The sequence below is a fragment of the Rhodoferax sp. P2_H8_2 genome, assembly GCF_056403235.1.
In genome coordinates this window covers 160137-182816 of record NZ_JBFUFW010000007.1, presented here as the reverse complement: position 1 = coordinate 182816, position 22680 = coordinate 160137, and the positions used below count along the sequence as shown (strand labels likewise).

At 58.9% G+C, this 22680-nt stretch carries 17 protein-coding genes and 2 tRNA genes; 6 read left to right on the top strand and 13 right to left on the bottom strand.

Annotated elements, in window-relative coordinates:
- Positions 1-13: 13 nt before the first annotated feature.
- The 11 genes from AC1DV6_RS13915 to AC1DV6_RS13865 form a co-directional block, all read right to left on the bottom strand.
- Positions 14-1027 (bottom strand): cupin-like domain-containing protein, encoded by a 1014-nt coding sequence (locus AC1DV6_RS13915; protein ID WP_477978337.1) that lies wholly within the window; start codon positions 1025-1027, stop codon positions 14-16.
- On the bottom strand, positions 1011-1721 hold the full coding sequence (locus tag AC1DV6_RS13910) for a SapC family protein (protein ID WP_477978335.1): 711 nt from the start codon (positions 1719-1721) through the stop codon (positions 1011-1013). Before AC1DV6_RS13910 ends, AC1DV6_RS13915 begins: the two co-directional genes overlap by 17 nt.
- An 18-nt stretch (positions 1722-1739) precedes the next feature.
- Positions 1740-3305, bottom strand: a complete 1566-nt coding sequence (locus AC1DV6_RS13905) for a tryptophan halogenase family protein (protein ID WP_477978333.1) — start codon at positions 3303-3305, stop codon at positions 1740-1742.
- Positions 3306-3417: 112 nt separating this feature from the next.
- Positions 3418-6387 (bottom strand): TonB-dependent receptor, encoded by a 2970-nt coding sequence (locus tag AC1DV6_RS13900; protein ID WP_477978331.1) that lies wholly within the window; start codon positions 6385-6387, stop codon positions 3418-3420.
- Positions 6388-6564: 177 nt separating this feature from the next.
- The gene (locus AC1DV6_RS13895; RefSeq protein WP_477978329.1) at positions 6565-7638 is read right to left on the bottom strand and encodes a LacI family DNA-binding transcriptional regulator; all 1074 of its coding nucleotides are present in this window, start codon (positions 7636-7638) and stop codon (positions 6565-6567) included.
- A 116-nt stretch (positions 7639-7754) separates the two neighbouring features.
- A tRNA-Arg gene (locus tag AC1DV6_RS13890) sits at positions 7755-7831 on the bottom strand.
- A gap of 38 nt (positions 7832-7869) precedes the next feature.
- Complete coding sequence (locus AC1DV6_RS13885) at positions 7870-8745, bottom strand: beta-keto acid cleavage family enzyme (protein ID WP_477978327.1); 876 nt, start codon at positions 8743-8745, stop codon at positions 7870-7872.
- Positions 8742-10700, bottom strand: a complete 1959-nt coding sequence (locus AC1DV6_RS13880; protein ID WP_477978325.1) for an acetyl/propionyl/methylcrotonyl-CoA carboxylase subunit alpha — start codon at positions 10698-10700, stop codon at positions 8742-8744. Before AC1DV6_RS13880 ends, AC1DV6_RS13885 begins: the two co-directional genes overlap by 4 nt.
- Positions 10697-11506 carry an enoyl-CoA hydratase/isomerase family protein gene (locus AC1DV6_RS13875; protein WP_477978323.1) on the bottom strand — a complete coding sequence of 270 codons (810 nt, stop codon included), beginning with the start codon at positions 11504-11506 and terminating at the stop codon, positions 10697-10699. Before AC1DV6_RS13875 ends, AC1DV6_RS13880 begins: the two co-directional genes overlap by 4 nt.
- 8 nt (positions 11507-11514) lie before the next feature.
- Positions 11515-12669, bottom strand: coding sequence for an acyl-CoA dehydrogenase family protein (locus tag AC1DV6_RS13870; RefSeq protein WP_477978321.1), 1155 nt, complete (start codon positions 12667-12669; stop codon positions 11515-11517).
- Between the two features lie 37 nt (positions 12670-12706).
- Positions 12707-14317 carry an acyl-CoA carboxylase subunit beta gene (locus tag AC1DV6_RS13865; protein ID WP_477978319.1) on the bottom strand — a complete coding sequence of 537 codons (1611 nt, stop codon included), beginning with the start codon at positions 14315-14317 and terminating at the stop codon, positions 12707-12709.
- A 159-nt stretch (positions 14318-14476) separates the two neighbouring features.
- Between AC1DV6_RS13865 and AC1DV6_RS13860 the strand changes: the two genes are divergently transcribed.
- Together AC1DV6_RS13860 and AC1DV6_RS13855 are read left to right on the top strand one after the other, a co-directional pair.
- On the top strand, positions 14477-14773 hold the full coding sequence (locus AC1DV6_RS13860; RefSeq protein ID WP_477978317.1) for an SCP2 sterol-binding domain-containing protein: 297 nt from the start codon (positions 14477-14479) through the stop codon (positions 14771-14773).
- 25 nt (positions 14774-14798) lie between these two features.
- Positions 14799-15245, top strand: coding sequence for a MerR family transcriptional regulator (locus AC1DV6_RS13855; protein WP_477978315.1), 447 nt, complete (start codon positions 14799-14801; stop codon positions 15243-15245).
- A gap of 162 nt (positions 15246-15407) precedes the next feature.
- On the opposite strand, the gene AC1DV6_RS13850 is transcribed toward AC1DV6_RS13855, so the two are convergent.
- A tRNA-Ile gene (locus AC1DV6_RS13850) sits at positions 15408-15484 on the bottom strand.
- Positions 15485-15608: 124 nt separating this feature from the next.
- Here AC1DV6_RS13850 and AC1DV6_RS13845 point away from each other — a divergent pair.
- Complete coding sequence (locus AC1DV6_RS13845; protein WP_477978313.1) at positions 15609-18029, top strand: ATP-binding protein; 2421 nt, start codon at positions 15609-15611, stop codon at positions 18027-18029.
- A 12-nt stretch (positions 18030-18041) separates the two neighbouring features.
- Here the strand turns inward: AC1DV6_RS13845 and hrcA are convergent, their stop codons facing one another.
- Entirely contained in the window at positions 18042-19049 is a 1008-nt protein-coding gene (gene hrcA / locus AC1DV6_RS13840; protein WP_477978311.1) for a heat-inducible transcriptional repressor HrcA, read from the bottom strand.
- A 39-nt stretch (positions 19050-19088) separates the two neighbouring features.
- Between hrcA and AC1DV6_RS13835 the strand changes: the two genes are divergently transcribed.
- The 3 genes from AC1DV6_RS13835 to rapZ all read left to right on the top strand — a co-directional run bounded on the left by AC1DV6_RS13835 (position 19089) and on the right by rapZ (position 22670).
- On the top strand, positions 19089-19985 hold the full coding sequence (locus AC1DV6_RS13835; RefSeq protein ID WP_477978309.1) for an NAD kinase: 897 nt from the start codon (positions 19089-19091) through the stop codon (positions 19983-19985).
- A gap of 163 nt (positions 19986-20148) precedes the next feature.
- On the top strand, positions 20149-21798 hold the full coding sequence (gene recN, locus AC1DV6_RS13830; RefSeq protein ID WP_477978307.1) for a DNA repair protein RecN: 1650 nt from the start codon (positions 20149-20151) through the stop codon (positions 21796-21798).
- The gene (rapZ, locus tag AC1DV6_RS13825; RefSeq protein WP_477978305.1) at positions 21798-22670 is read left to right on the top strand and encodes an RNase adapter RapZ; all 873 of its coding nucleotides are present in this window, start codon (positions 21798-21800) and stop codon (positions 22668-22670) included. Before recN ends, rapZ begins: the two co-directional genes overlap by 1 nt.
- Positions 22671-22680: the final 10 nt, after the last annotated feature.

The following is a 22680-nucleotide window of genomic DNA, read 5'->3' as shown; positions in this document are numbered from 1 at the left end:
TATGTGTCTCCAGTCAGCGATTCAATTTCTTCAACAATTGCATACGCAGCATGCGCGTCATGTCCGCATTCAATGGACCCAGCACACGCCGCGCGTGGTCTGGAATATGGGCTGCCGTTTCAGCATCGGCCTCAAAAACGTAGTGATTAAAAAGTCCCTGCCAAGCCTTGCGTTGTGCAGGCGGCAGATCACGCACACTCATGATCGCCAGCATCAACGCATTCATGGATGGGTCCATGTAGTCAGGCGATTGGCGCCACCAATAATTGACCAGCACATTGAAAGGATCCAGCGCCTCGACGTGGTGCCACCACATACTAGGAATGAAAATGGCATCGCCAGGTCCCATCTCGGCCACTTGGGCCACCTTCAGCGCCTCAGAAAATCGGGGGAATTTTTCGAAGTCAGGATTCGCAAAATCGACCAGGCTGATCGGTTGGCCGGCAGGCGTCAGGTCGATTGGACCTACATACAAATTCTCCAAAGCTTCGGGCGGAAACAGAGTGAAGCGGCGGTGCCCGGCAGCTACGCAGGCCAGGTTGTCGGGCGCATCGTAATGGGCGGCAATACGGGTGCTGTTGCCTATCCAGATGCTGGCAAGCGGATCAAGACCTTCCAGGTTGACGTCGTTGTGCTGGCGAAACGCCGGCAGACAATCGGCGACCGAAGCAGACCCCACATAGATAGCGGGCGGCTGCAGGTTCGCATGGTTTCTTTCAATTTCGTCGAGCACGGCATTGAGTGGCAGTCGCTCCGGATGAAAATTGAACCCTGTGCAATCCTCGTTGTAGAAGAAGCGACCACCGTATTTCGGGGCACCAAAGAAGGCATCAACCGGCGCACCACGGTAGAAGCCGCGCAGATAATCACTGGCGGCTTTGGCCGATTGCTGCGCCGCTTGCACTATGGGCCACTGCGCCACCAGACCACGTAGCACCACCGGTGTAGTGGAGCGCAGAAGCGCATCAGGCAATGCCTGCGGATCGAGCCCACTGAGCTCCGCAATTTTTTTAGTGACCTGCAGCATGGGCTTTCAGCTTGCGCTCGGCCAGCGCGCGCAGGTTGGATAGCGATGCAATCACCATATAAATGGATTGCAAGTAGCCCGCTTTGTTCAACGCTTCCAGCGCTGCGCCATCCAGCGCATTCAACCGCTCCTCGTTGATCGTATAGAAGCCGCTTAGCCGGTGTTGTGAGCCATCACCCAAGGTGATATCGAACACAAAAGACTCCAGCAACTTATGCTCATTCAGTGCAGCGCTGAACGCAGCTGCGGCTTGCATGCCCTCATGGATGACGCGCAACGTCGAGCCCATGCGCTCCAGGAATTCGGTGGACCCGCCGAACTCAAGAAATACCGGCTCGCCTTCGGTACGGCTGACACGTGGGTGATCCAGATCCACATGCATCACCATTTCACCGCCGGACTTGCCTATCAGGAATGGTCGATGCTGTAACGCCAGAGGCACGTAAGCGGAATCCCAGACGCCGTCTTGCAGGAACAGGTTTTCACCTTCTTCAAAACCCAGCAGAGCGCCGGCCTGGAAGCTGGTGCCGTCCTCGGATTTGTAAAAAATAATGGGGTAATGCACTTGCAGATTGCGAAACTCCTGCGCAAAGCTGTAGGCCACCATCACGTTGTCACCAAAGGCTGCAGAACGGGTGGTGATGACGCGCAGGTCTTTGTGGTCAATGTTGTTGAGTAGGACTGGATTGGACATGGTCAATAGTGTTCAAATTTAAATCTTGGACATCCCGTGATGGTGGATGTGGGCAATCAGTTCGCGGTTGTCAGGTAGCGCACCCAACATCTTGCGCGTCAGATTTGCGGCCTCCTGAAAATAGCCACGGGCCGTTGCAGGTGCATCGCTTTGTCGCACCGTGGCGCGCTGTTTCGGCTTGAAGCCCATCCCGTACAGCACGTACTGGTAGCTCGCTGAAGGAAATACTTCTTCGATACGCGACAGGTCGTAACGTGAGGGGCTCTGGTGTTGCCACAACGCCAGCAACTCCTGCAAGCGCGCGGGGATGCTTTTCTCGTCACGGTTATCTTGCCAATAGTCGGAGTCGGTACGCTTAGACAGCACGTAATGCAATTTCAGAAAATCAATGACGCGCTCCCAGCGGTAGGTAAAGGTGTCATTGAAGCGCTTGGCGGCGATGTCCATGGCCTCACGCGTGGCCGGCATTTCATCGCTGAGCATGGCGGCCGACAACTCAACCAGCGCCAGTGCTGAGGCCTCCAGCGGCTCGATGAAGCCGGCCGATAAACCGATCGCCACACAGTTCTTGTGCCAGAACTGTTGGCGATAACCGGGCTGGAATGACAGCTTGCGCGGAGTCAGGCCTGTGGGGTCACCACCGGTTTTTCGGATATGGTGCAGCAACACCTCTTGTGCAGCCTCATCACTGGTGTGCGCGCTGGAGTACACATGGCCAGTGCCACGCCGGGTCGGCAATCCTATGTCCCAGATCCAGCCGCTGTGCTGCGCCGTGGAAATGGTTTGCGAGGCGATGGGCGTAGTGTCTCTGGCATAGGGTACCTGCAGCGCCAGTGCGGTGTCGTTGAACAGCACATGCTTTTGGGAGATGAAGGGCACCTGAAAATGTTTACCCAATAGCAAGGACTGCATGCCCGTGCAATCGATGAACAGGTCTGCCTCCAACGCTCCATGTTCCTTGGTCTGAAGCGAGGCGATGTCGCCGTTATCCGCCGAACGAATGGCTGTCATATGGTCCAACACATGGCGCACGCCGAGCTTTTCAACACAGTGTTTGCGCAGGAACACACCGAACTTGCCCGCGTCCAGGTGGTAGCCGTAGTTGGCTACAGCCGCAAATTCGGGTGTGGTTTTCTGCTTGGGGGCCTTACCTTGCACACACAGATGCGGTTGAAAACTCACCAGATCGGCAAAGCGGGTGTGTGCGTGACCTTGCAGCCAGCCGGAGACGAGGTCAGCCTCGCCATAGCCTTGCGGTAGCACGAAGGGGTGAAAGTAATACTCATCCTCTTGGCCCGTGGCCCAGCCGTTGAACCGTGAGCCCTGCTTGAAGGCAGCATCGCATTCGCGGAAGAAGTCTGCTTCGGAGACGCCGATTCGGCGCAGCGTGTCACGCATCGTTGGCCAAGTTCCCTCGCCCACCCCGATCGGCGCCACATCGGGAGACTCCAGCAGCGTCACTTGCAAGCCATGGGGTAATGCACTGCAATGTTCTGCCGCAATCAGTCCGGCAGTCAGCCACCCGGCCGAGCCACCGCCCACGATCACGATGTGTTTTATTGCACCACTCACCAAATCACCCATGTTTCTTGATATTCCAATGAAAAAGCCGCTGTGTGACAGCGGCTTCTCCTGCTGCTAGCCCCAATTTAGTCCCATTGCAGCAGCAGCGGCAATGGGACCTACCCTCAGAGACTCAGAACTTGTAGCGCAGGCCAAACATGTAGCGCGGACCGGTCTGCGTCACATAATTGACTTGGGTACTGGAGCGCCCATGCAAGCGCTGAATGCCATCGTTAAGATTGATGGCTTCGGCCTGGAAGCTCAGTTGCTTGCTCCACTTGTAGCCGACATTCACGTCCAACTGGCCATAGGCTTCGGTGTAGATCGGGTTCGACTGGGCGCTCGCACCGTCGGTCAACGCGGTCAGGAATTCGTCGCGCCAGTTGTACGCGGCACGCACCGACCACTTGTCGTTCTCATAGAAGCCAACCAGGTTGGCCGAGTTGCCCACACCTGGCAGGGCGAACTGCGGTTCAACGCTTGCGTTGTTGAATTTCAAGCCCGAGCTCACCAGCGTGTAGTTCGCAGCAACACCGAAGCCGCTCGCGCCAAACATATGCTGCAGGTTGAACTCCCAGCCCTTCAGTGAATCGGAGCGCTCGTTGGTCGGCACAGTGATGTAGAACGTCGCAATCGGGTCACCCACTTGCGCAGGAATCGTTCCGGTTGCATTGCCGTTGACATCGTTCGCACCGCGCACGATACCGAATTGACCGGCGTACTTGTTGAAGATGTAATTGCGGATGCAAGTAGGGTCTGCAGTAGTACAGCCATTGGCAACCGCTTCCTTCCAGAAGACGCCATTTGCGGGCGTCTTCAGGTTGAACGGCGTGGAGGCCTGGATACCGCTACCGATGTAGTTCTGGATGTCCTTCGTGAAGTAGCCAATCGATGCAAAGCTGCCCTTGGCGTAGTAGTACTCCAATGACAGATCGATGTTCTTGGACTTCAAGGGCTTCAGGTTCGGGTTGCCCGACTGGCCGTCGCCACCGTTGACGCGAGCCAACGAACCCAGTGTTTGCCCACCCTGAATAGCCTCCCAACCTGGGCGACCGATGCTTTCGCCGTAGCTGGCGCGGAACTTCAAGTCTTTGGTCAGTTCAATGTCGAAATCCAAGCTGGGCAACAAATAGCTGTAGCTGCCTTCCAGTGTGGTGAAGGTTGGGCTGCCGAAGCTCACGTGGAATTCGTTGTTGGCATCCCACGTAATGCCGGTAGCGGCAGGCACCAACGCGGAAGACACAACATCCGTCTTCTCATAGCGGTAACCGATGGCTGCACGCATCGGCATGGTCGTGCCCCACTCATGGTTGTACTGCAGATAGCCGTTCACCGATTTTTCCGTTGTAAGACGGTCAGTCGAGTAGTCAGTGGGCGCTACGTACCACTCAGGATGACCCGTTTTGGCAATGGCCTGCGCGCGCAAGCTTGCAAAGTCACCAAATACGATCTGGTTGTACAAGGCAGGGTTGTCGCTGCCAGGTATCTTGGAGAAATACTGGCGCAGTGTGTCCTTGCGCCATGAGCTGTCGGCGTAGTCGGACGGTAAGCCCACACCACCCCAAGACTCTTGTTGCATGTTGGCAAAAGCCGAGCGGTTGTCCACCTTGGTGCTACCCACGCCAAATTTCAAACCGGACGATTCCGTCAGCTCAAATGCACCCTTAAGCTGCAACTGCTCCACTTGTGAACGCTGGTAGCTGTTTTGAAATGTCGAGCCTGTGACCAGCATCTTGGAGGGATCTACATCACCGCCAGTGATGCTGATGACGGGGAATTTGCTGCTGAAGTCAATCGAAGTGCCGGTACGCGTGAATTGCGCGCCACCAAGAACGCCGCCGGAGCCATAAATGCTGTCTGGAGAAGACTCTGCCGTGGACCGGTGTGCATCCAGTTCCAGCTTGAGGCGGTCAGAAACCTTCCACTCCACATTGAAGCCCAGGGACTTGTTCTCACTCTTTTGCGCAAATTCGGCTGCGCCCATGGCCACGTCGCTCGGGCTTGCGTAGGTTTCGGTATAGACCGTGGGACCTGTCACATTGCCAGGTGTCCATGCCGCATTGGTCACGGCACCACCGAAGGCCATCCATACGCCCAAATCATTACGACGGGTTTGCAGCTTGTTCTGCGAATAGGTGAAGTCCAGCGTCGTCTTGACATTGGTGGACGGTGCGTATTGCAAAGTCAGCTGCCCGTTGTCACGCTGGCGCTGGATACTGGTCATCGAATAGTTCGGATTTTGCGGAACGGAGTACACATCAAAGCTGGCAGGCGCTTTGGATCCCGCACCACCCCAGTCACCCGCTGTTGGTGTGACTGCTCGCCAGCCGTTGGGCACAGCGGCCTGGTTGTAGCCCAGGCTACGCTCCTGGTGGCTGGCTGTGATGGCGATACCAAACTGGCCATCGCCGAAAGTGTGGCTATAGATACCCGAATATTCGGGCGTCATGTTCTTGCCTTGCAGATGGCTTGGCAAGTTGGTGTTGGAAGTGTCAATCACTTCCTTGAGACCGAAGCTGGCGACATCCGGGTTGCCCAAGGGGCGTGCCGTCTTGATGTTGACCGTGGCACCCATACCGCCGGTTGGCGTCTCGGCACGGCTGGTCTTGTAGACCTCAATGCCCGCCACAGCTTCCGAAGCCAGGTTGGCGAAGTCAAAAGCGCGCGAAGAGGGTGCGCCACCGCCGTTCAGCGAGGAGGCTGGCATTTGGCGACCATTGAGCAACACCAGATTGAAATCTGGCCCAACGCCGCGCACAGTAATGCGGGAACCCTCGCCATTGGTGCGTTCGATCGACACACCGGAGATACGTTGCAGCGACTCAGCCAGGTTGGTGTCGGGGAACTTGCCGATCTCTTCCGCACTGATGCCATCCACCCAACCTTGCGCATCACGTTTCAGGTTCATCGAAGAGTCCATACTGGCACGGATGCCAGTGACTGTCACCGTGCCCAGCTTCGTTTCGTCTTTGGCGGCTGCCGCCGTCTGGGCGTGAACACTGCCCGCCTCGGCAGCAAGCAGTGCACAAGCCGCTGCCAATGCACCCACGCGGAAGGATGGACGCTGTACGCGCAAGCGCCGTGGCGTTGGGGATTTACTCATCTGAAGTCTCCTGATTTTTCTTTAAAAAATTTACGAACCCGACACGAAGATGGCCCTCATTCCAAACACGCAGCAATTTGGAACGAGTCTTTGAAAGCGCTTTCATCTTCTTGAAAACGGTTTCAAGTGTCAACTTAGGAGTAACCCTAGGTAACGGCTATTCCCCAGCGGCGAGAGCTAGGAGGCTGTTGCTTTTTTGCCTTTTGTGGAGAGCCGCGCGGTGGACTCCCGGGCAATCAGACGAGGCAGTGGCACCGTGACAGTCGGACGGGTGCCGTTAATCATCTGCACCATGGCGTGGGCCGACAGACGGCCCTGCTCATAAGAGGATTGGTGGATGGTGCTCAGCGGGGGTACGGCGTACGGAGAGGTTGGCAAATCGTCAAAACCCACAATGGAAACATCTTCCGGAACCCGCACGCCCTTGCGGTGTAAACCCAGTACTGCGCCCGAAGCCATCTGGTCATTGGCCGCAAAGATCGCGGTAAAAGTCTGCCCGCCCGCAGCCAGCCGCTCTACCGCGCGCAAACCGCTGCTTTCGGTGTAATCACCGACTACGACCAAGGCCGGGTCATACGGAATTTTGGCGTCTTCAAGGGCGGCGCGATAGCCGCGCAAGCGTTCATTTGAGTCTGGATGCAAGGCATCGCCAGTGATCAAGGCAATGCGCCTATGCCCCAGATCAATCAGGTGGTGCGTGGCCATGCGGCCACCGGTGAAATTGTCAAAGTCCAGCGAGAACAGACCCGGGCCGTTCAGCGTTCGACCGGTAACGACCACCGGCAAATGTGTGGCGCAAGCCTTCAATGCCTGGTCAGTCAAACGCCCCGTCAACACGATGATGCCGTCCACACGGCGCGAACGCAGCACATCGATGCAGCGCGCTTCGGCACTGGCATCCCAGTGGGCGCTGACAAACAGCGGGCTGTAGCCGAGCGGGTCCAGCTCTTCTTCGATGCCGCGCAAGGATGCGCCATAGAACGGGCTGTCGATTGTTTGCGTTACCACGCCAATGCTGTAAGTCTTGCCGCCGGCCAGACCGCGTGCGACCGGGTTCGGCACGTAACCCAGCTTGGCAATGGCGTCTTTTACCGCCTGCTGCTTGAGCTCGCTCACCACAGCCGTCCCGTTCAGAATGCGCGAGATGGTGCTGGGAGAGACTCCTGCCAGCTTGGCAACCATTTCAATCGTTACGGCGCCACCCGCCGCAATAGGGGTTTGCTGACTCGCAGTGGACTTGGAAGGTTTCATTTCGCTGGATGACGACGCAATGGCGGCAAGCTTAAACGACAACGCCACCTGCGGACAAATCGGTCATTGCGGAAACGAAAAAGCCCTAGAACATCTCTGTTCTAGGGCTTTACGTTTGGTGCGGCTGGCAGGAATTGAACCCACGACCCCTTGGTTCGTAGCCAAGTACTCTATCCAACTGAGCTACAGCCGCGAAGCCACGGAGTATATCACAAGGTTTCTGCACACTTTCTAATGCCGCAGACCGAGCATGGTGCGCGCTTCCTGCGCGCTGGCGATAGATCGACCCACGCGCTGAGCGCAGGCGGCCAATTCTGCGATCAAAGCGCCATTGCCGGCAGCACGCTCGCCATTAGGCAAATAGAAGGTGTCTTCCAGGCCGGTGCGCAGCATGCCTCCCAGGTCGGCCGTCTTCTGGTGCACGGGCCAGATCTCGGCGCGGCCGATCAGCGTGGTCTGCCAGACGCTGTCTTTGGCCATGTACTTGGGCAATAGCGACAGCAACTCCGCATCACAAGGCATGCCGGAAGCCACACCCATCACCAGGTTGTATTCGGCGCGTCCCATGGCGGGTTTCAGCATGCCATTCTTCAAATACATGGTGACGGAGCGGATGATGCCCACGTCAAAGCATTCGAATTCGGGGTGCGTGCCGGCTTCTTCCATCACGTCCAGAAACTGCTGCACCTTGGCTACCGGATTGTCGAACACCATCGGCGGCCAGGCCCATGAGCCGTCTTCTTTCAGCTTGAGGTAATTCAGGCTGCCGGCATTGCAGGCCGCAATCTCGGGCTTAACGCGGCGGATACAAGCCAACGGGCCGCTGATGTCCTTGCCCACCACACCGGTAGTCAGGTTGATGATGACGCCGGGGCAGGCGTCGCGGATCGCATTGACGATGGATTCCGCAACATCCGGGTCCCACGAGGGCATGTGGCCCAAGCCGTCTTCTTGGTTGCGCATGTGGATGTGCATGATGCTGGCACCGGCATTGAAGGCGTCGCGCGCCTCGGCCGCCATTTGCGCCGGTGTCACCGGCACGGGGTGCTGCTTGGGGTTGGTCAGCACGCCAGTGAGCGCGCAGGTAAGTATGGCTTTTTCCATCATGTGTCCTTCTTTGTTTCCAATTCGACGAGCAAGGCGCCGGATTCCACTTGGTCGCCTGCTTTGGCGTGTACTGCTTTGACTGTGCCTGCACTCTCCGCGCAGAGCCACATTTCCATCTTCATGGCTTCGACACACACCATCTGCTGGCCATACTCGACAACAGCGCCAGGCGCCACGAGCACCTGCGTGACCTTGCCTGCGACCGGGGAGCGGGCGCGACTCGCGTCCTTCAGCGCATCAGCATTGGGGAAGGCCGAGACTTCGGTGAACCGATGCGTGTGGCCTTCGTAAGCCAGATGCAGATCGGCCCCTGCAAACACAGCGATGGCCGTTTGCGCAACGCCATCTAGCTCCAGCCGCAGCACGCCATCTTCGAAGCGAATGACTTTGGCCAGTGCACTGGCACTGTCGATAGTCACCGCGACGTTGCCATGGCGATCCGGCTGCACACGCACTGCGCGCACAGCATCTGCACATTGCAGTTTGAAACCGTAGGCCGCCACGCTGTTGGAGCGCCAGCTGCTTCCATGCTGCATCGCCAACGCCACGGCAGCCACCTGCCATGCGGCATCGCTGGCGACTGGCGTTTGCAGCAGCGGCTCGCCCTGCTCCAGCCACTGGTCTATCAGTGTCGTCGTCATCTCGGCCTTGCGGAAAGCCGGGTGATCCACCAGATCGCTCAAAAATCGGCCGTTGTTCTTCAGGCCCAGCAGCGGCGTGTTTGCCAATGCGGCGCGCAAGCGGCGGATCGCGTCGTCACGGTCACGGCCGTGCACGATGACCTTGGCGACCATGGGGTCGTAGAACGGCGACACCACGCTGCCCTGCCGGATACCGTCGTCCACGCGTACCCCACCGTGCAATGCGCGCTCGGGTTTCCACCACACCACCGTACCCGTCTGCGGCGCAAAGCTGCTGTAGGGGTCTTCCACATACAGGCGCGCTTCAATCGCATGGCCGATCAAGGTGATGTCGCTCTGCTTCGCGGGCAACGGGTCACCCGCTGCCACCTGCAACTGCCACTCCACCAAGTCATAGCCCGTGACGCATTCGGTCACCGGATGCTCCACCTGCAGGCGCGTGTTCATCTCCAGGAAGTAATGGTTGAGCTTGTCGTCGACGATGAACTCCACCGTGCCCGCACCGCGGTAGCCCACGGCAAGCGCTGCGGCCACGGCGTCCTTGCCCATAGCCTCACGCATCGCGGGGCTGACCACGGGGGAAGGCGCTTCTTCAATCACTTTCTGGCGACGACGCTGGGCCGTGCAGTCGCGCTCGCCCAGGTACACCGCGTTGCCATGCGCATCGGCAAAGACTTGAATCTCAATATGGCGACCGTTGTCGATCAGTCTCTCCAGCATCAGCGTGCCGTCGCCAAACGCGCTGGTCGCTTCACGGCGCGCGCCTTCGATTCCTTGCTGCAACTCGGCATCGCTGCGCACCAGACGCATACCGCGGCCCCCGCCACCGGCCACCGCTTTCACCAGCAGCGGGTAACCCAGCTTCTTCGCCTCAACGGTCAAGGCTGTGTCGCTCTGGTCTGCACCCAGATAGCCGGGCGCGCAAGGCACACCCGCTTCCAGCATGCGCTTCTTGGCGAGCGCCTTGTCGCCCATGGCGGTAATGGCGCTGGGCGGTGGCCCGATAAAGACCACGCCCGCGTCCACGCAAGCCTGCGCAAAGGCGGCGTTCTCGCTCAGAAATCCGTAGCCTGGGTGCAATGCATTCGCGCCAGTTTTGCGTGCGGCATCGAGGATGGCTTCGAACTTCAGGTAGGACTCAGATGCGGGCGACGCGCCGATATACACAGCTTCATCTGCCAATGCCACATGCGGCGCATCGCGATCCGCATCGCTGTACACGGCTACGGTCTGGTAACCCAGCTTGCGTGCAGTGCGAATCACCCTGCAGGCGATCTCCCCGCGATTGGCAATGAGTATTTTTGAGAATGTCATGGCAAAGCCCACTGTGGTTTGCGTTTCTGGATAAATGCGGTCATGCCTTCCAGGCCTTCGGGGCCTATGGCGGCACGGGAGAAGATGGCGGCGGCGTCCTGCACCAAACTTTGTGGCGTCTCCAATCGTGCACGCGCCATCAATACCTTGGTAGCGGCCAGTGCGCCGGGTGCGCAGGCCAGAATGTCCGCGAGCACACGGTCCAGCACGGTTTGTACCGTCGCCGTGCCGGTGACTTCATGCACCAGCCCAAGATGCAAGGCCGCGGCTGCGTCCAGGCGACCACCAGTCACTGCCAGACGCTTCGCCTGTGAGTAGCCCAAGCGCTCCACGAGAAACGGTGCAATCTGCGCGGGCACCACGCCCAAGGACGTCTCGGGCAAACGGAAGCTTGCTGTCTCGGTGGCAATCGCCACGTCGGCCACACAGGCCAGACCAAAGCCGCCACCCATGACAGTGCCTTCCAGCACCGCGACGACAGCCAGCGGCGTGTTGGCATAGGCCACACACAGCGCGCCAAACTCGGCGTTCACATTGGCAATCGGATCTGCGCCGTCTTCAGCCTTTTGCATGCGCGCCGCCGCCATATCCTTCAGATCGGCGCCAGCACAGAAATGCTCGCCCGCACCGCGCAGCACCACCACACGCACCGCGTCTGGCTGGCCCGCTGTCGCTTCCGCCGCTTGCAGCACCTGACGCAATTCGCTCACCATCTGCAACGACATAGCGTTACGTGCCTCGGGGCGATTTAAGGTGATTTGTAGCGCAGCGCCCGTCTGATGTGCGTAGACGGCTACTAAATTCATAGCAATTTTCATTGCTGTTTTCCAGGCAAAGTGCCTTCGAGCTTGCAGATGATGCCCAGCATGATCTCGTCGGCACCGCCGCCGATGGAGATCAAACGCCCATCGCGGAAAGACTGCGAGATCGGGTTGTCAGCCGTATAGCCCATGCCACCCCAGTACTGCAGGCAGCTATCGGCCACTTCGCGCGACAGACGTCCGGCTTTGAGCTTGGCCATTGATGCCAGCTTGGTCACATCCTTGCCGCTCACATACTGCTCCACAGCGCGGTAGGTCAGCGCGCGCAGCGCTTCCACTTCGGTGCGCAGCTCAGCCAGGCGGAAGTGCACCGACTGGTTGTTGAGAATGGGCTGACCAAAAGTCTTTCGGCTGCGCGTGTAGTCAATGGTCAGGTCGATCAGGTTGTCCAGCGAACGCAGCGATCCGGCCGCACCGTACAGGCGCTCCTCCTGGAACTGCAACATCTGGAACATAAAGCCCGCGCCCTCTTGGCCGATCAGGTTCTTTTGCGGCACGCGCACGTTGTCGAAGAACAGCTGCGCGGTGTCGCTGGAGTGCATGCCGATCTTCTCGATCTTCTGGCGCGTGACGCCGGGGCTGTCCAGCCGCACCATGATCAGCGACTTGTTCTTGTGCACTGCGCCTTCGCTGGTGTTGACCAGCAGGCAGCACCAATCGGCCTGCATGCCGTTGGTGATCCACATCTTGGAGCCGTTGATCAGGTAATCGTTGCCGTCTTTCTGGGCAGTCGTCTTGAGCGCGGCCACATCGGAGCCGCCACCCACTTCGCTCACGCCAATACAACCCACCATGTCACCCGCAATCGCGGGCGCCAGAAACTCATGGCGCAGTTCATCCGAGCCAAAGCGCGCCAGCGCCGGGGTGCACATATCCGTCTGCACGCCGATGGCCATGGGCACGCCGCCTACATTGCAGTCCCCCAAGGCTTCTGCCGCCACCATCGAATAGCTGAAGTCCAGCCCCATGCCGCCAAACTCTGTCGGGTACTTGATGCCCAAGAGACCCAGGTCGCCCATCTTCTTGAACAGTTGGTGCGCGGGGAACTGACCTGCTTTCTCCCACTCGGCGGTGAAGGGATTGATTTCATTGGCAACGAACTTGCGCACCGTGTCGGAGATCTGCGTGTGCTCGGGAGTAAATTTCATTTGTGTGTCTGCTCGAGTGTTGTTCTTGAATAAGTGCTTACATGCGGGCGACGCCGAAGGTGTTGGGACGCAAAGTACGCTTGTCGGCTTCTGCTGCGAGGGAAAGACACAAGCCCAGGATGCGGCGCGTATCGCGCGGATCGATGATGCCGTCGTCCCACAGACGGGCCGTGCCAAACAGCGCTGCCGACTCCTTGTCCAGGCGCATGCGCAGACCGTCTGACATGGCTTGCAGCGCTTCGTCATTCGCCTCTTGCCCCAAGCGCTCCAGCTTGGCGCGGTTGACGATGTCCATCACCTTGGCAGCTTGCGCACCGCCCATCACCGCGGTGCGCGCGGTCGGCCAGGCAAAGATGAAACGCGGATCAAAGCCGCGCCCGCACATGCCGTAGTTGCCCGCGCCGTAAGAGCCACCCAGAATGAAAGTGAACTTGGGCACGCGCGCATTCGCCACCGCCTGAATCATCTTGGACCCATGCTTGATCGCGCCGCTACGCTCGGCCACCGAGCCCACCATGTAGCCCGTGGTGTTTTGTAAAAAAACCAGCGGCGTGCCGCTCTGGTCGCACAGTTGAATGAACTGCGCGGCCTTGGTGGAGCCCGCGGGCTGAATGGGGCCGTTGTTGCCCAGAATGCCGACCAACTGGCCTTGCACGCGGGCGTGTCCGCACATCATCTCGGGCGCATAGCTGGCCTTGAACTCCAAAAAGTCCGAGCCATCCACCAGCCGCGCAATCACCTCGCGCACGTCGTACGGCTCGCGCTCGTCTGCGGGGACTATGCCCATCAACTCCTGCTCGTCAAAGAGCGGTTCGACAAAAGTGGCTGGCGTCGGTGCGGTGTCCCAGTTCAGTTTGTCCATCACCTCGCGCGCCATCGCAATCGCGTGGGCATCGTCCTCGGTCAGGTACTCACCCAAGCCCGTCACCTGGGCATGGGTTTCGGCGCCGCCAAGTTCATCGTCAGTGCAGTCCTCACCAATCGCAGCCTTCACCAACGGCGGACCGGCCAGGTAAATACTGGAGCGGCCGCGTACCAGAATTACATAGTCCGACAGCCCCGGCAGATACGCGCCGCCCGCCGTACTGGAGCCGTGCACCACCGCAATCTGCGGCAGTCCCATCGCCGACATGCGGGCCTGGTTGGCAAAGCTGCGCCCGCCTTCGATAAAAATTTCGGCCTGGTACATCAAGTTGGCACCGCCGCTTTCCACCAGCGAGATCAGCGGCAGCTTGTTCTCCTGCGCGATCTGCTGAATGCGCAGGCCCTTCTTCAGCCCCATGGGCGCCACGGTGCCGCCCTTGACGGCGCTGTCGTTGGCCGAGATCACCACACGCTTGCCCGCCACCACGCCAATACCGGCAATCGCGCCGCCGCCCATCACCGACTTCTTGCCGTCGTCGTCGTGCATGTTGAGTCCAGCCAAGCGACTTATTTCCAGAAACGGTGTGCCACGGTCCAGCAGGCGCGCTACGCGCTCGCGCGGCAGCAGCTGCTTGCGCTTCTCAAACTTGTCGCGCTTGGATTCGGACTCGGCAATCACCAGCCCCTCCAGACGCTGCACCTCGGCCAACAGGTCGGTCATGCGCTTGGCATTGGCGGCAAAGGCGTCGGAGCGGGGATTGATCTTGGACGGAAGAGCAGGCATGGCAGTACGAATCCTGAGCAGAAGTTGAGCCATTAAAGCCAAAGGTGACGTTAACGTCAACCTGTTGCCGTATAGGTGTTTATACTGAGGTATAGGTAATGTCCGACTGCTAGCATTCAGGTCGACTGATCTTTCAACCCATTCACCAAGGAAACCGCCATGTCTCTAGCAACCATCACCGAAGCCATCCGCACCAAAGTCGGTGCTGACAGCGGGCTCAACGCCAGCGTCAAGTTCGATTGCGGCGCTGACGGCGTGGTCTTTGTAGACGGCAACTCCACCCCCAATACGGTAACCAACGACAACGGCGATGCCGACTGCACCGTGGCTATCACGATGGAAAACCTGCAAGCCATGCTGGACGGCGACCTCGACCCTGCCACTGGCTTCATGGCTGGCAAGCTCAAGGTCTCTGGCGACATGAGCGTGGCGATGCGCCTCCAGCGTGTCATTTAGTCGCGGCATCTGATTGACAGACCCAATGGGCAAGTCTGACGCGCAAGCCTTCGTTGACTCGCACCGCGACGAAGGCGCCACCGAACTCTTCGGCATCACTGAGCTGTGCCGTGAGTTCGGCATCACGCTGCGCGCCCTGCGGTTTTATGAAGACAAAGGACTGCTGGCACCACGGCGCATCAACGGCGCCCGGGTCTACACGCGGCGCGACCGCGCCCGCCTGTCACTGATCCTGCGGGCCAAGGCGATTGGTTCGCCGCTGTCCGAGATCAAGCGCTATCTGGATTTGTATGGCGATCAAGGCGAAGGCCGGACGCAACAGCTCAACTACGTGATTGAGCGCACCGACCAGGAAATCTCGGAGCTGGAAAAAAAACGCGCCCACATCGACGCCACACTGGCCGAGTTGCGCGTCATCAACACCACCTGCCGCAAGCATCTGGACGAGCGCAAGCGCAGCAAGAAGATTTAGAGGGAAATATGGCTCCAAGCAGCGCAGAATGTGCGTGAGCAGCTATGAAATAAGGAGCGCATGCTCCTTGTCGCATGCCCCGCATATCGCACCATGCTGGATCAATGCATTCACTACAACATGCCAATATGCATCTGTGACGCGGCGCCGCGGGCCAAGAAATGGTAGGGCGTGAGTGACTTGAACACTCGACCAAAGGATTATGAGTCCTCTGCTCTAACCAACTGAGCTAACGCCCCAACCGAACCGGCGATTGTAGCTGGATAGGCCATGTTGCCTCCCTTAAGCATCCACTGCGAATACGCTGCCAGGGTGTACAGTGCAATGCATCAAAAATGCACAACCCTGTTCAACCATGACAATATGAGCAAAGCATTGAAAAGGCTTCTCGTTTGCATGGCTGTGCTGACCCTGATAGCTCTGTATGCAAACGCGCACTGGATGACGCGCACGCTGCGGCTGGATACGGCCCCCCATACCACGGTGACCGCAGCCGACGACAGGAGTGTCGGCGGAAAGAGTTTGGCCGCTCATCAGCAAGACACGCAAGGGCACCACTTGACGTGCACCATAGTGCAGGCCTACCAGTGGCCGTATTGCCAGATGAACCTGAACTTTGGCAATCCCGAAGGGGGAGTCAACTTCAACGATTTCGACTTCATCCGCTTGCGCCTGAGCAGTCACGGGGTGGGACCCAATGAACAAATCCGTATTTTTCTGCGCAACTTCAATCCGGCATATTCAAAGCCCGGCGACTTCTCCAGTCTGAAGCCGCAAGAACTTTCGGTGGACCCCAATAGCGAACCATCGGTCATTGAACTCCGGTTAAACCAGTTTGCGGTTGCAACCTGGTGGGCCCAAGAGCATCCGACCTCCCTTGCGAATCTGGGGCCACAATTCGATCAAATCAGTGAGGTGAACCTGTCGACTTCCGGTACGGCGGGCCCCGGGGAGCACCACATCCGGTTGGAGTCGTTCGAACTGGTGGGCCAATGGGTGACACCGGCCACCTTCCGCCTGGGAGTCATTTTTATTTGGCTGGCCGTACTGGTGTTCTTTCTTGTCTGGGAATGGCGCCGTTCAACGCTGGAGGTCCGCAAGTCCGCACTGCTTCAACAGCAACTCCATGGGGTCAATGCCGAGCTTGAGTCCCGAGTGGAAGAACGCACCCGCGCGCTGGCGCAAAGCAATACCCGTCTCATTGAGGCCATGCAAACCCTGGATTCTGCGCGACACGAGCTGGTACAAAATGAAAAGAATGCCGCTCTGGGAGCCCTGGTTTCAGGCATCGCCCACGAGCTCAACACGCCACTGGGTAACGCGGTACTCGTCAGCAGCACCCTTGCGGACATGCTGAAGAACCTGGAACTATCCAGTCGCAGCGCCATGTCGCGAAAGACCCTCAACGACTTTTTTGTTGAGGCCCGCAGGGGCATAGAAATTCTCGAGCAAAACCTTGCACGTAGCGCAACGCTGATCGCCAGTTTCAAACAGCTTTCAGCCGACCAACACTCCGAGCAACGCCGAGATTTCAGTCTCGCTCAGGTAGCGAACGAGACATCACTCGCAATGATGCACCGCATTCGCCAGACCTCGCACGATCTGCGCATCGAAATCGATCCAACTATTACCTTGAATGCCTACCCGGGGCCGTTAAGCCAGATTTTCATTATTTTGATCAACAACTCCTTGCTGCATGCTTTTGAGGGCATAGCGCAGGGCACCATGGTCCTGACGGCGCAATTGGCGCAGTCGGACTCGGTGACCATCACCTTCTCCGACAATGGGAATGGCATTGGCGCCAGCATACTGCGTCGTGTCTTCGAACCTTTCTTTACCACAAAGCTCGGAAAAGGGGGCAGTGGCTTGGGCCTGCATCTTGCCCACACCTTTGTCACCCAAGTGTTGGGTGGGAAAATTGATGTCCATTCCGCGCCCGGCGATGGCACGCGCTTCGTGATGGTTCTGCCGCTGGTAGCGCCTGTTCCGCGAGGAGGACTCGTCAGAATTGGCGTGCCTAAAGATGTTCTGGACGACTACACCAAGTTCCTCAATGGTCGCCTTATTCAGGGAATCACCCAATTCACCGAATTGAACACCCGCCGTGACGTGGTGGAGCTTTCTCTGTTCATGCAGGCACTGCTGCAACGGCTCCCGGATCTCCAAGTGGAACTTTGCCCCACGGACAACTACGCCATGGGGATTGAGCAGTTGCGCGCCGGAACGCTCGCCGCGCTGGCAACCACCTCCTGGAAGTCTGATCTGGAGAGTCGCAGCGAGGAGCTCAACATCTCGGATGCCGTCATCGAACAGGGTCAGACACTGGTGGGAATCTATGCCAGCCCGGCCAATGCGAAGGCGTTGTCGTGCCGTACGCTTGCAGATCTCCAGCAACTACGGATCGCATCGAACAACGACTGGAGCGCAGACTGGGCCACGCTTATCGCCATGGGCATTACGCACCGTGTCAATGTTAAAACCTGGCCGCAAATGGTTTACATGGCAAGCAGCGGTGAAGTCGATGCGGTGCTTGCGCCATTTTCAAAGTCAGCAGACCTCAGCATCGTGCTGGACGGTTGCACGCTGGTTCCCATTCCCAACCAGCGCGTATGCCTACAAGGCACACGCCATTACGCCACGGCCAAGACCCAGCAGGGGCAACTCCTGGCCGATGCAGTTTTCCCCCAACTGCTTCGCATGCGCGAAGACGGCACCTTTGTGCGGGCGATGCGTGAATGTGGGTTTATCAACACGCAGACCGAGCAATGGGCCATCGTTAATTAATGGCCGCGCACTTTACTTATGGTGGCTCAGCGCGTTGCTGACCAGCTTGGAGGTGATGTCCACGATCTGGATCATGCGGTCGTAGGCCATGCGCGTGGGGCCAATGACGCCCAGCGTGCCAACCACCTTGCCGTCCACCTCGTACGGACTGCTGACGATGGACAGGTCTTCAAACGGAACGACCTGGCTTTCGCCGCCGATAAAGATGCGCACACCTTCGGCCTGACCGGTAATATTCAGCAAGCGCATCAACTGGGTTTTTTGTTCGAATAGCTCAAACGCACGGCGCAGGTGGCCCATGTCACTGGAGAAATCGGACACCGACAGCAGGTTGCGCTCCCCTGCGATGACGACTTCGTCTTGCGGGTTGGTCATGGCGTCGGAATTGATATTCACTGCCGCCTGCATCAGCGTGGCGATCTCGCCGCGCAAGGATTCGACTTCGTTCTGGATGCGCCCGCGCACGTGTTCGATGTCCATACCCACGTATTGGCTGTTCAGGAAATTGGCTGCTTCGACCAGTTGTGCCTGGGTGTAGTCCACCTCGGTATAGATCACGCGGTTCTGCACATCGCCTTCGGGCGAAACAATGATGACCAGCAGGCGCTTTTCCGAGAGGCGCAAAAACTCGATGTGCCGAAACACCGAGGTGCGCCGCGGTGCGATGACCACGCCGACAAACTGCGACATGTTGGACAGCAGGTTGGCCGCGTTGGACAACACCTTCTGCGGTTGGTCGGGTGCCAAAATTTGGGTGGACGGGAACTGGTTGGGCTGCACCGTCAGCATGGTGTCGACAAACAGGCGATAACCTCGCGCGGTGGGCACGCGCCCGGCCGAGGTGTGCGGGCTGACGATCAGGCCCAGGTCTTCCAGATCCGACATCACATTGCGAATCGTGGCCGGCGATAAATCCAGCCCCGTGGCCTTGGATAGCGTGCGACTACCCACCGGTTGCCCATCGGCTATGTAGCGCTCTACCAGCGCTTTCATCAACATCTTGGAACGGTCGTCGAGCATCAGGTCATTTTAGTGACCTATTTGGTGTCTAATTTGCGAATGAAGTCCCAATTCAGGCATGTAGCACTCATTGGCAAGTACCAGGCCACCTCGGGAGGCAACGCTGGCGCGTCATCGCGCCAGTTGCTGGACGACCTTGCACACTTCCTGCTGGACCAGGGTTGCGAGGTGGTGCTGGAGAAGGAAACTGCCGCCAACATGGGGCTGACCAGCTACCAGACGCTGGACGTACCCGGCATTGGTGCGCAGTGCGATCTGTGCCTGGTGGTGGGCGGTGACGGCACGATGCTGGGCATTGGCCGCCAGTTGGCCCAGTACAAAGTGCCGCTGATTGGCATCAACCAGGGGCGCCTGGGCTTTATCACGGACATTCCCTTTGGCCAATACCAGGCCACGCTGCAGCCGATGCTGGCTGGCGCCTACGAGGTGGATGACCGCAGCCTGATCCAGGCCAAGGTCATGCGTGACGGCCGCTGCGTGTTCAGCGCGCTGGCGATGAATGATGTGGTGGTCAACCGCGGCGCGACCTCGGGCATGGTGGAATTGCGCGTAGAGGTAGATGGCAATTTTGTGGCGAGCCAGCGCGCAGATGGATTGATCATCGCGACCCCAACCGGTTCTACCGCGTATTCGCTTTCCGCTGGCGGACCGCTGCTGCACCCGTCGATTGCCGGCTGGGTGATGGTGCCCATTGCTCCACACACGCTGTCAAATCGGCCGATAGTGCTCGCCAACAGTGCGGAGATAGCTATCGAAATCGTTGCAGGCCGGGACGCCAGTGCCAATTTCGACATGCAGAGCCTGGCTTCGCTGATGCACGGTGACCGTATTGTGGTGACCCGCTCGGAGCACCAGGTTCGCTTTCTGCATCCCAAGGGCTGGACCTACTTCGACACGCTACGCCAGAAGATGCACTGGAATGAGGGAGTGGCATGAGCGCAGCGCAGAACCGCTTCAAGCAAGCGAGCGCCCCCTTGGGGCTGAGCGTTGCGGCTCACAGCCTGCCCGCGCAGGCTGGGACAGCGCGAAGGGCCGCTGCCTCTGGCAAAGGCTTGTTCAGCGAAGACACGCAGTGCGAAGCGTGGGGGCAGGCATAGCTATGGCACTTAAGCGAATAGTCCTTCGAGATTTTGTGATCGTCAGCGAGCTGGAGCTTGATCTACAGTCTGGCTTTTCGGTGCTTACCGGTGAAACGGGTGCTGGCAAGTCCATCCTGATTGACGCGCTGCAACTTGTCACCGGCGCCCGGGCCGACACCAGCGTGATTCGCGAAGGCGCTGGGCGCACCGATGTCAGTGCCGAGTTCGACGCGGCGCCAGCCGTGCAAGCCTTGTTGGAAGAGGCCGGATTTGAGCAAGGTGATTCGCTGCTGTTGCGCCGCACAGTCGATACGCAAGGAAAAAGCCGCGCCTGGGTGAATGGAAGTCCAGCGACAGCGCAGCAACTGAGATCCTTGGGCGAACAATTGCTGGACATCCATGGTCAACACGCCTGGCAAAGCCTGACCCGGCCCGATGCGGTGCGCGGTCTGCTGGATGCTTATGCCAAGGTGGATGCCCAACCGCTTTCCAAGCTGTGGACCGACTGGCGCCAGGCACAAAGCGCCTTGTCCAAAGCCGTGGAAGCCCAAGACTCGCTCCAGCGCGAGCGCGAGCGCCTAGCCTGGCAGATTGGTGAGGTCGACAAACTATCGCCACAAGAAAACGAATGGGAAGAGTTGCACACCTCCCACAGCCGTCTCGCCAATGGACAGGCACTGCTGGACGCGGCGCAGGGCGTTGTCAACCTGTTGGAAGATGAATCTCCCAATGCCTTGCAGCCGCTGCACGCGGCACTGCAATTGCTGCAGACGCAAGTCCATCTGGAAGCAGATTTCAAAGACCCCATTGACGTGCTGACGTCCAGCGTGGCACAGATTGAAGACGCTGTGCACACACTGCGCGGCTACGCCCGGCGCACCGAGCTGGACCCGGATCGCCTGGCCGAACTGGACGAGCGCATGGCGCTTTGGGTCAGTCTGGCGCGGCGCTACAAACGCGCGCCAGAAGAATTGCCGACGCTTTGGGCCCAATGGAAGGAGGAGCTGGTTCAGCTCGATGCTGCCGCTGATCTGGATGGACTGCAGTCGGTAGAAAAAAAGGCCCATGCAGCGTATCTGACTGAGGCCAAGGCCATTTCCAAACAACGCACCAAAGCCGCGCCACTGCTGGCGCAAAGCATCACGCAGGCCATGCAGGGCCTGGGCATGCAGGGCGGGCAATTTCAGGTGGCACTGGAAGCAGCGGCCCAACCCATGCAAAGCGGCCTGGAAGATGTTTCGTTTCTGGTCGCGGGCCATGCAGGCAGCACACCCCGCCCGGTTGGCAAAGTTGCATCCGGCGGCGAGTTGTCGCGCATGGCATTGGCGATTGCCGTGACAACCAGCCGCTTGGGTACGGCACAGACACTGATTTTTGACGAAGTGGATTCCGGCGTGGGTGGTGCGGTGGCCGAAACTGTGGGTCGCTTGATGAAGCAGCTCGGCACGGACAGACAAGTGCTGGCCGTCACCCACTTGCCCCAAGTTGCCGCGTGCGCGGACCACCATCTGGTTGTATCCAAACAGCAGCAAGGCGCGGTCACGCTCAGTACCGTAGCGGCAGTCAAAGGCGAGCAGCGTGTGGGCGAGATTGCCCGCATGCTGGGCGGAGAAAAACTCTCCAGCACCACCTTGGCCCACGCCAAGGAAATGCTGCAATCGGGGTTGTGATGGAGATCGTACTGATTACCGGCATGTCGGGTTCGGGCAAATCGGTCGCACTGCATGCGCTCGAAGATGCAGGCTATTACTGCGTTGACAACCTGCCTCCCGAGTTGCTGCTGCCGTTTGTGGAGCTTGAGCAAAAGCACCAGGCGCATCGCTTGGCCATCGCGATCGACGTGCGTAGCGCAACGTCACTACCGCAGGTGCCCAAGCAACTCGATGCGTTACGCGCCCTCGGGTTGGTGGTGAAACCGCTGTTTCTGGACGCCAACACCGACACACTGGTACGCCGCTATTCCGAAACCCGCCGCAAACATCCGTTATCACAGACAGACCCAGGCCGCGCTGAGCAGGACGAGCGCCGTGCGCTGGTCGATGCGATTGAGTTGGAGCGCGAATTGTTGGCCGCACTGCGCGAGCAGGCCCATGTGATCGACTCCAGCATCATCCGGCCCGCGCAGTTGCAGGCCTATGTCAAATCACTGATCTCTGCACCCGGTGGAGAGCAGTTAACTTTGGTGTTTGAGTCGTTCGCGTTCAAGCGCGGCGTACCGACGGATGCGGACTACATGTTCGATGTGCGCATGCTGCCGAATCCGCACTACGACCCGGAGTTGAAGCATCTGACCGGCAAGGACCAGCCTGTCATCGACTATTTGCATGCGCAGGAAGATGTGAACCGTATGTTGCAGCACATTGCCGGTTTTCTCGATAACTGGCTGGATGCACTGGCGCGCGACCACCGCAGTTATGTGACCGTAGCCATCGGCTGCACCGGCGGCCAGCATCGCTCGGTGTACCTGGTGGAGAAACTGGCGCAGCGCTTTGCAGGCGACTGGGTCACGCTCAAGCGCCATCGCGAAATCGACGCGCTTTAAGACAACTCGC

Bases quoted from the DNA above. Each gene is read 5' to 3' on its own strand.
- AC1DV6_RS13910 (WP_477978335.1), bottom strand. From the start codon at position 1,721: ATGTCCAATCCAGTCCTACTCAACAACATTGACCACAAAGACCTGCGC.
- AC1DV6_RS13875 (WP_477978323.1), bottom strand. From the start codon at position 11,506: ATGAATTTAGTAGCCGTCTACGCACATCAGACGGGCGCTGCGCTACAA.
- rapZ (WP_477978305.1), top strand. From the start codon at position 21,798: ATGGAGATCGTACTGATTACCGGCATGTCGGGTTCGGGCAAATCGGTC.
- AC1DV6_RS13895 (WP_477978329.1), bottom strand. From the start codon at position 7,638: ATGAAACCTTCCAAGTCCACTGCGAGTCAGCAAACCCCTATTGCGGCG.
- AC1DV6_RS13860 (WP_477978317.1), top strand. From the start codon at position 14,477: ATGTCTCTAGCAACCATCACCGAAGCCATCCGCACCAAAGTCGGTGCT.
- AC1DV6_RS13905 (WP_477978333.1), bottom strand. From the start codon at position 3,305: ATGGGTGATTTGGTGAGTGGTGCAATAAAACACATCGTGATCGTGGGC.
- hrcA (WP_477978311.1), bottom strand. From the start codon at position 19,049: ATGCTCGACGACCGTTCCAAGATGTTGATGAAAGCGCTGGTAGAGCGC.
- AC1DV6_RS13865 (WP_477978319.1), bottom strand. From the start codon at position 14,317: ATGCCTGCTCTTCCGTCCAAGATCAATCCCCGCTCCGACGCCTTTGCC.
- AC1DV6_RS13885 (WP_477978327.1), bottom strand. From the start codon at position 8,745: ATGATGGAAAAAGCCATACTTACCTGCGCGCTCACTGGCGTGCTGACC.
- recN (WP_477978307.1), top strand. From the start codon at position 20,149: ATGGCACTTAAGCGAATAGTCCTTCGAGATTTTGTGATCGTCAGCGAG.
- AC1DV6_RS13880 (WP_477978325.1), bottom strand. From the start codon at position 10,700: ATGACATTCTCAAAAATACTCATTGCCAATCGCGGGGAGATCGCCTGC.
- AC1DV6_RS13870 (WP_477978321.1), bottom strand. From the start codon at position 12,669: ATGAAATTTACTCCCGAGCACACGCAGATCTCCGACACGGTGCGCAAG.
- AC1DV6_RS13900 (WP_477978331.1), bottom strand. From the start codon at position 6,387: ATGAGTAAATCCCCAACGCCACGGCGCTTGCGCGTACAGCGTCCATCC.
- AC1DV6_RS13835 (WP_477978309.1), top strand. From the start codon at position 19,089: ATGAAGTCCCAATTCAGGCATGTAGCACTCATTGGCAAGTACCAGGCC.
- AC1DV6_RS13845 (WP_477978313.1), top strand. From the start codon at position 15,609: ATGAGCAAAGCATTGAAAAGGCTTCTCGTTTGCATGGCTGTGCTGACC.
- AC1DV6_RS13855 (WP_477978315.1), top strand. From the start codon at position 14,799: ATGGGCAAGTCTGACGCGCAAGCCTTCGTTGACTCGCACCGCGACGAA.
- AC1DV6_RS13915 (WP_477978337.1), bottom strand. From the start codon at position 1,027: ATGCTGCAGGTCACTAAAAAAATTGCGGAGCTCAGTGGGCTCGATCCG.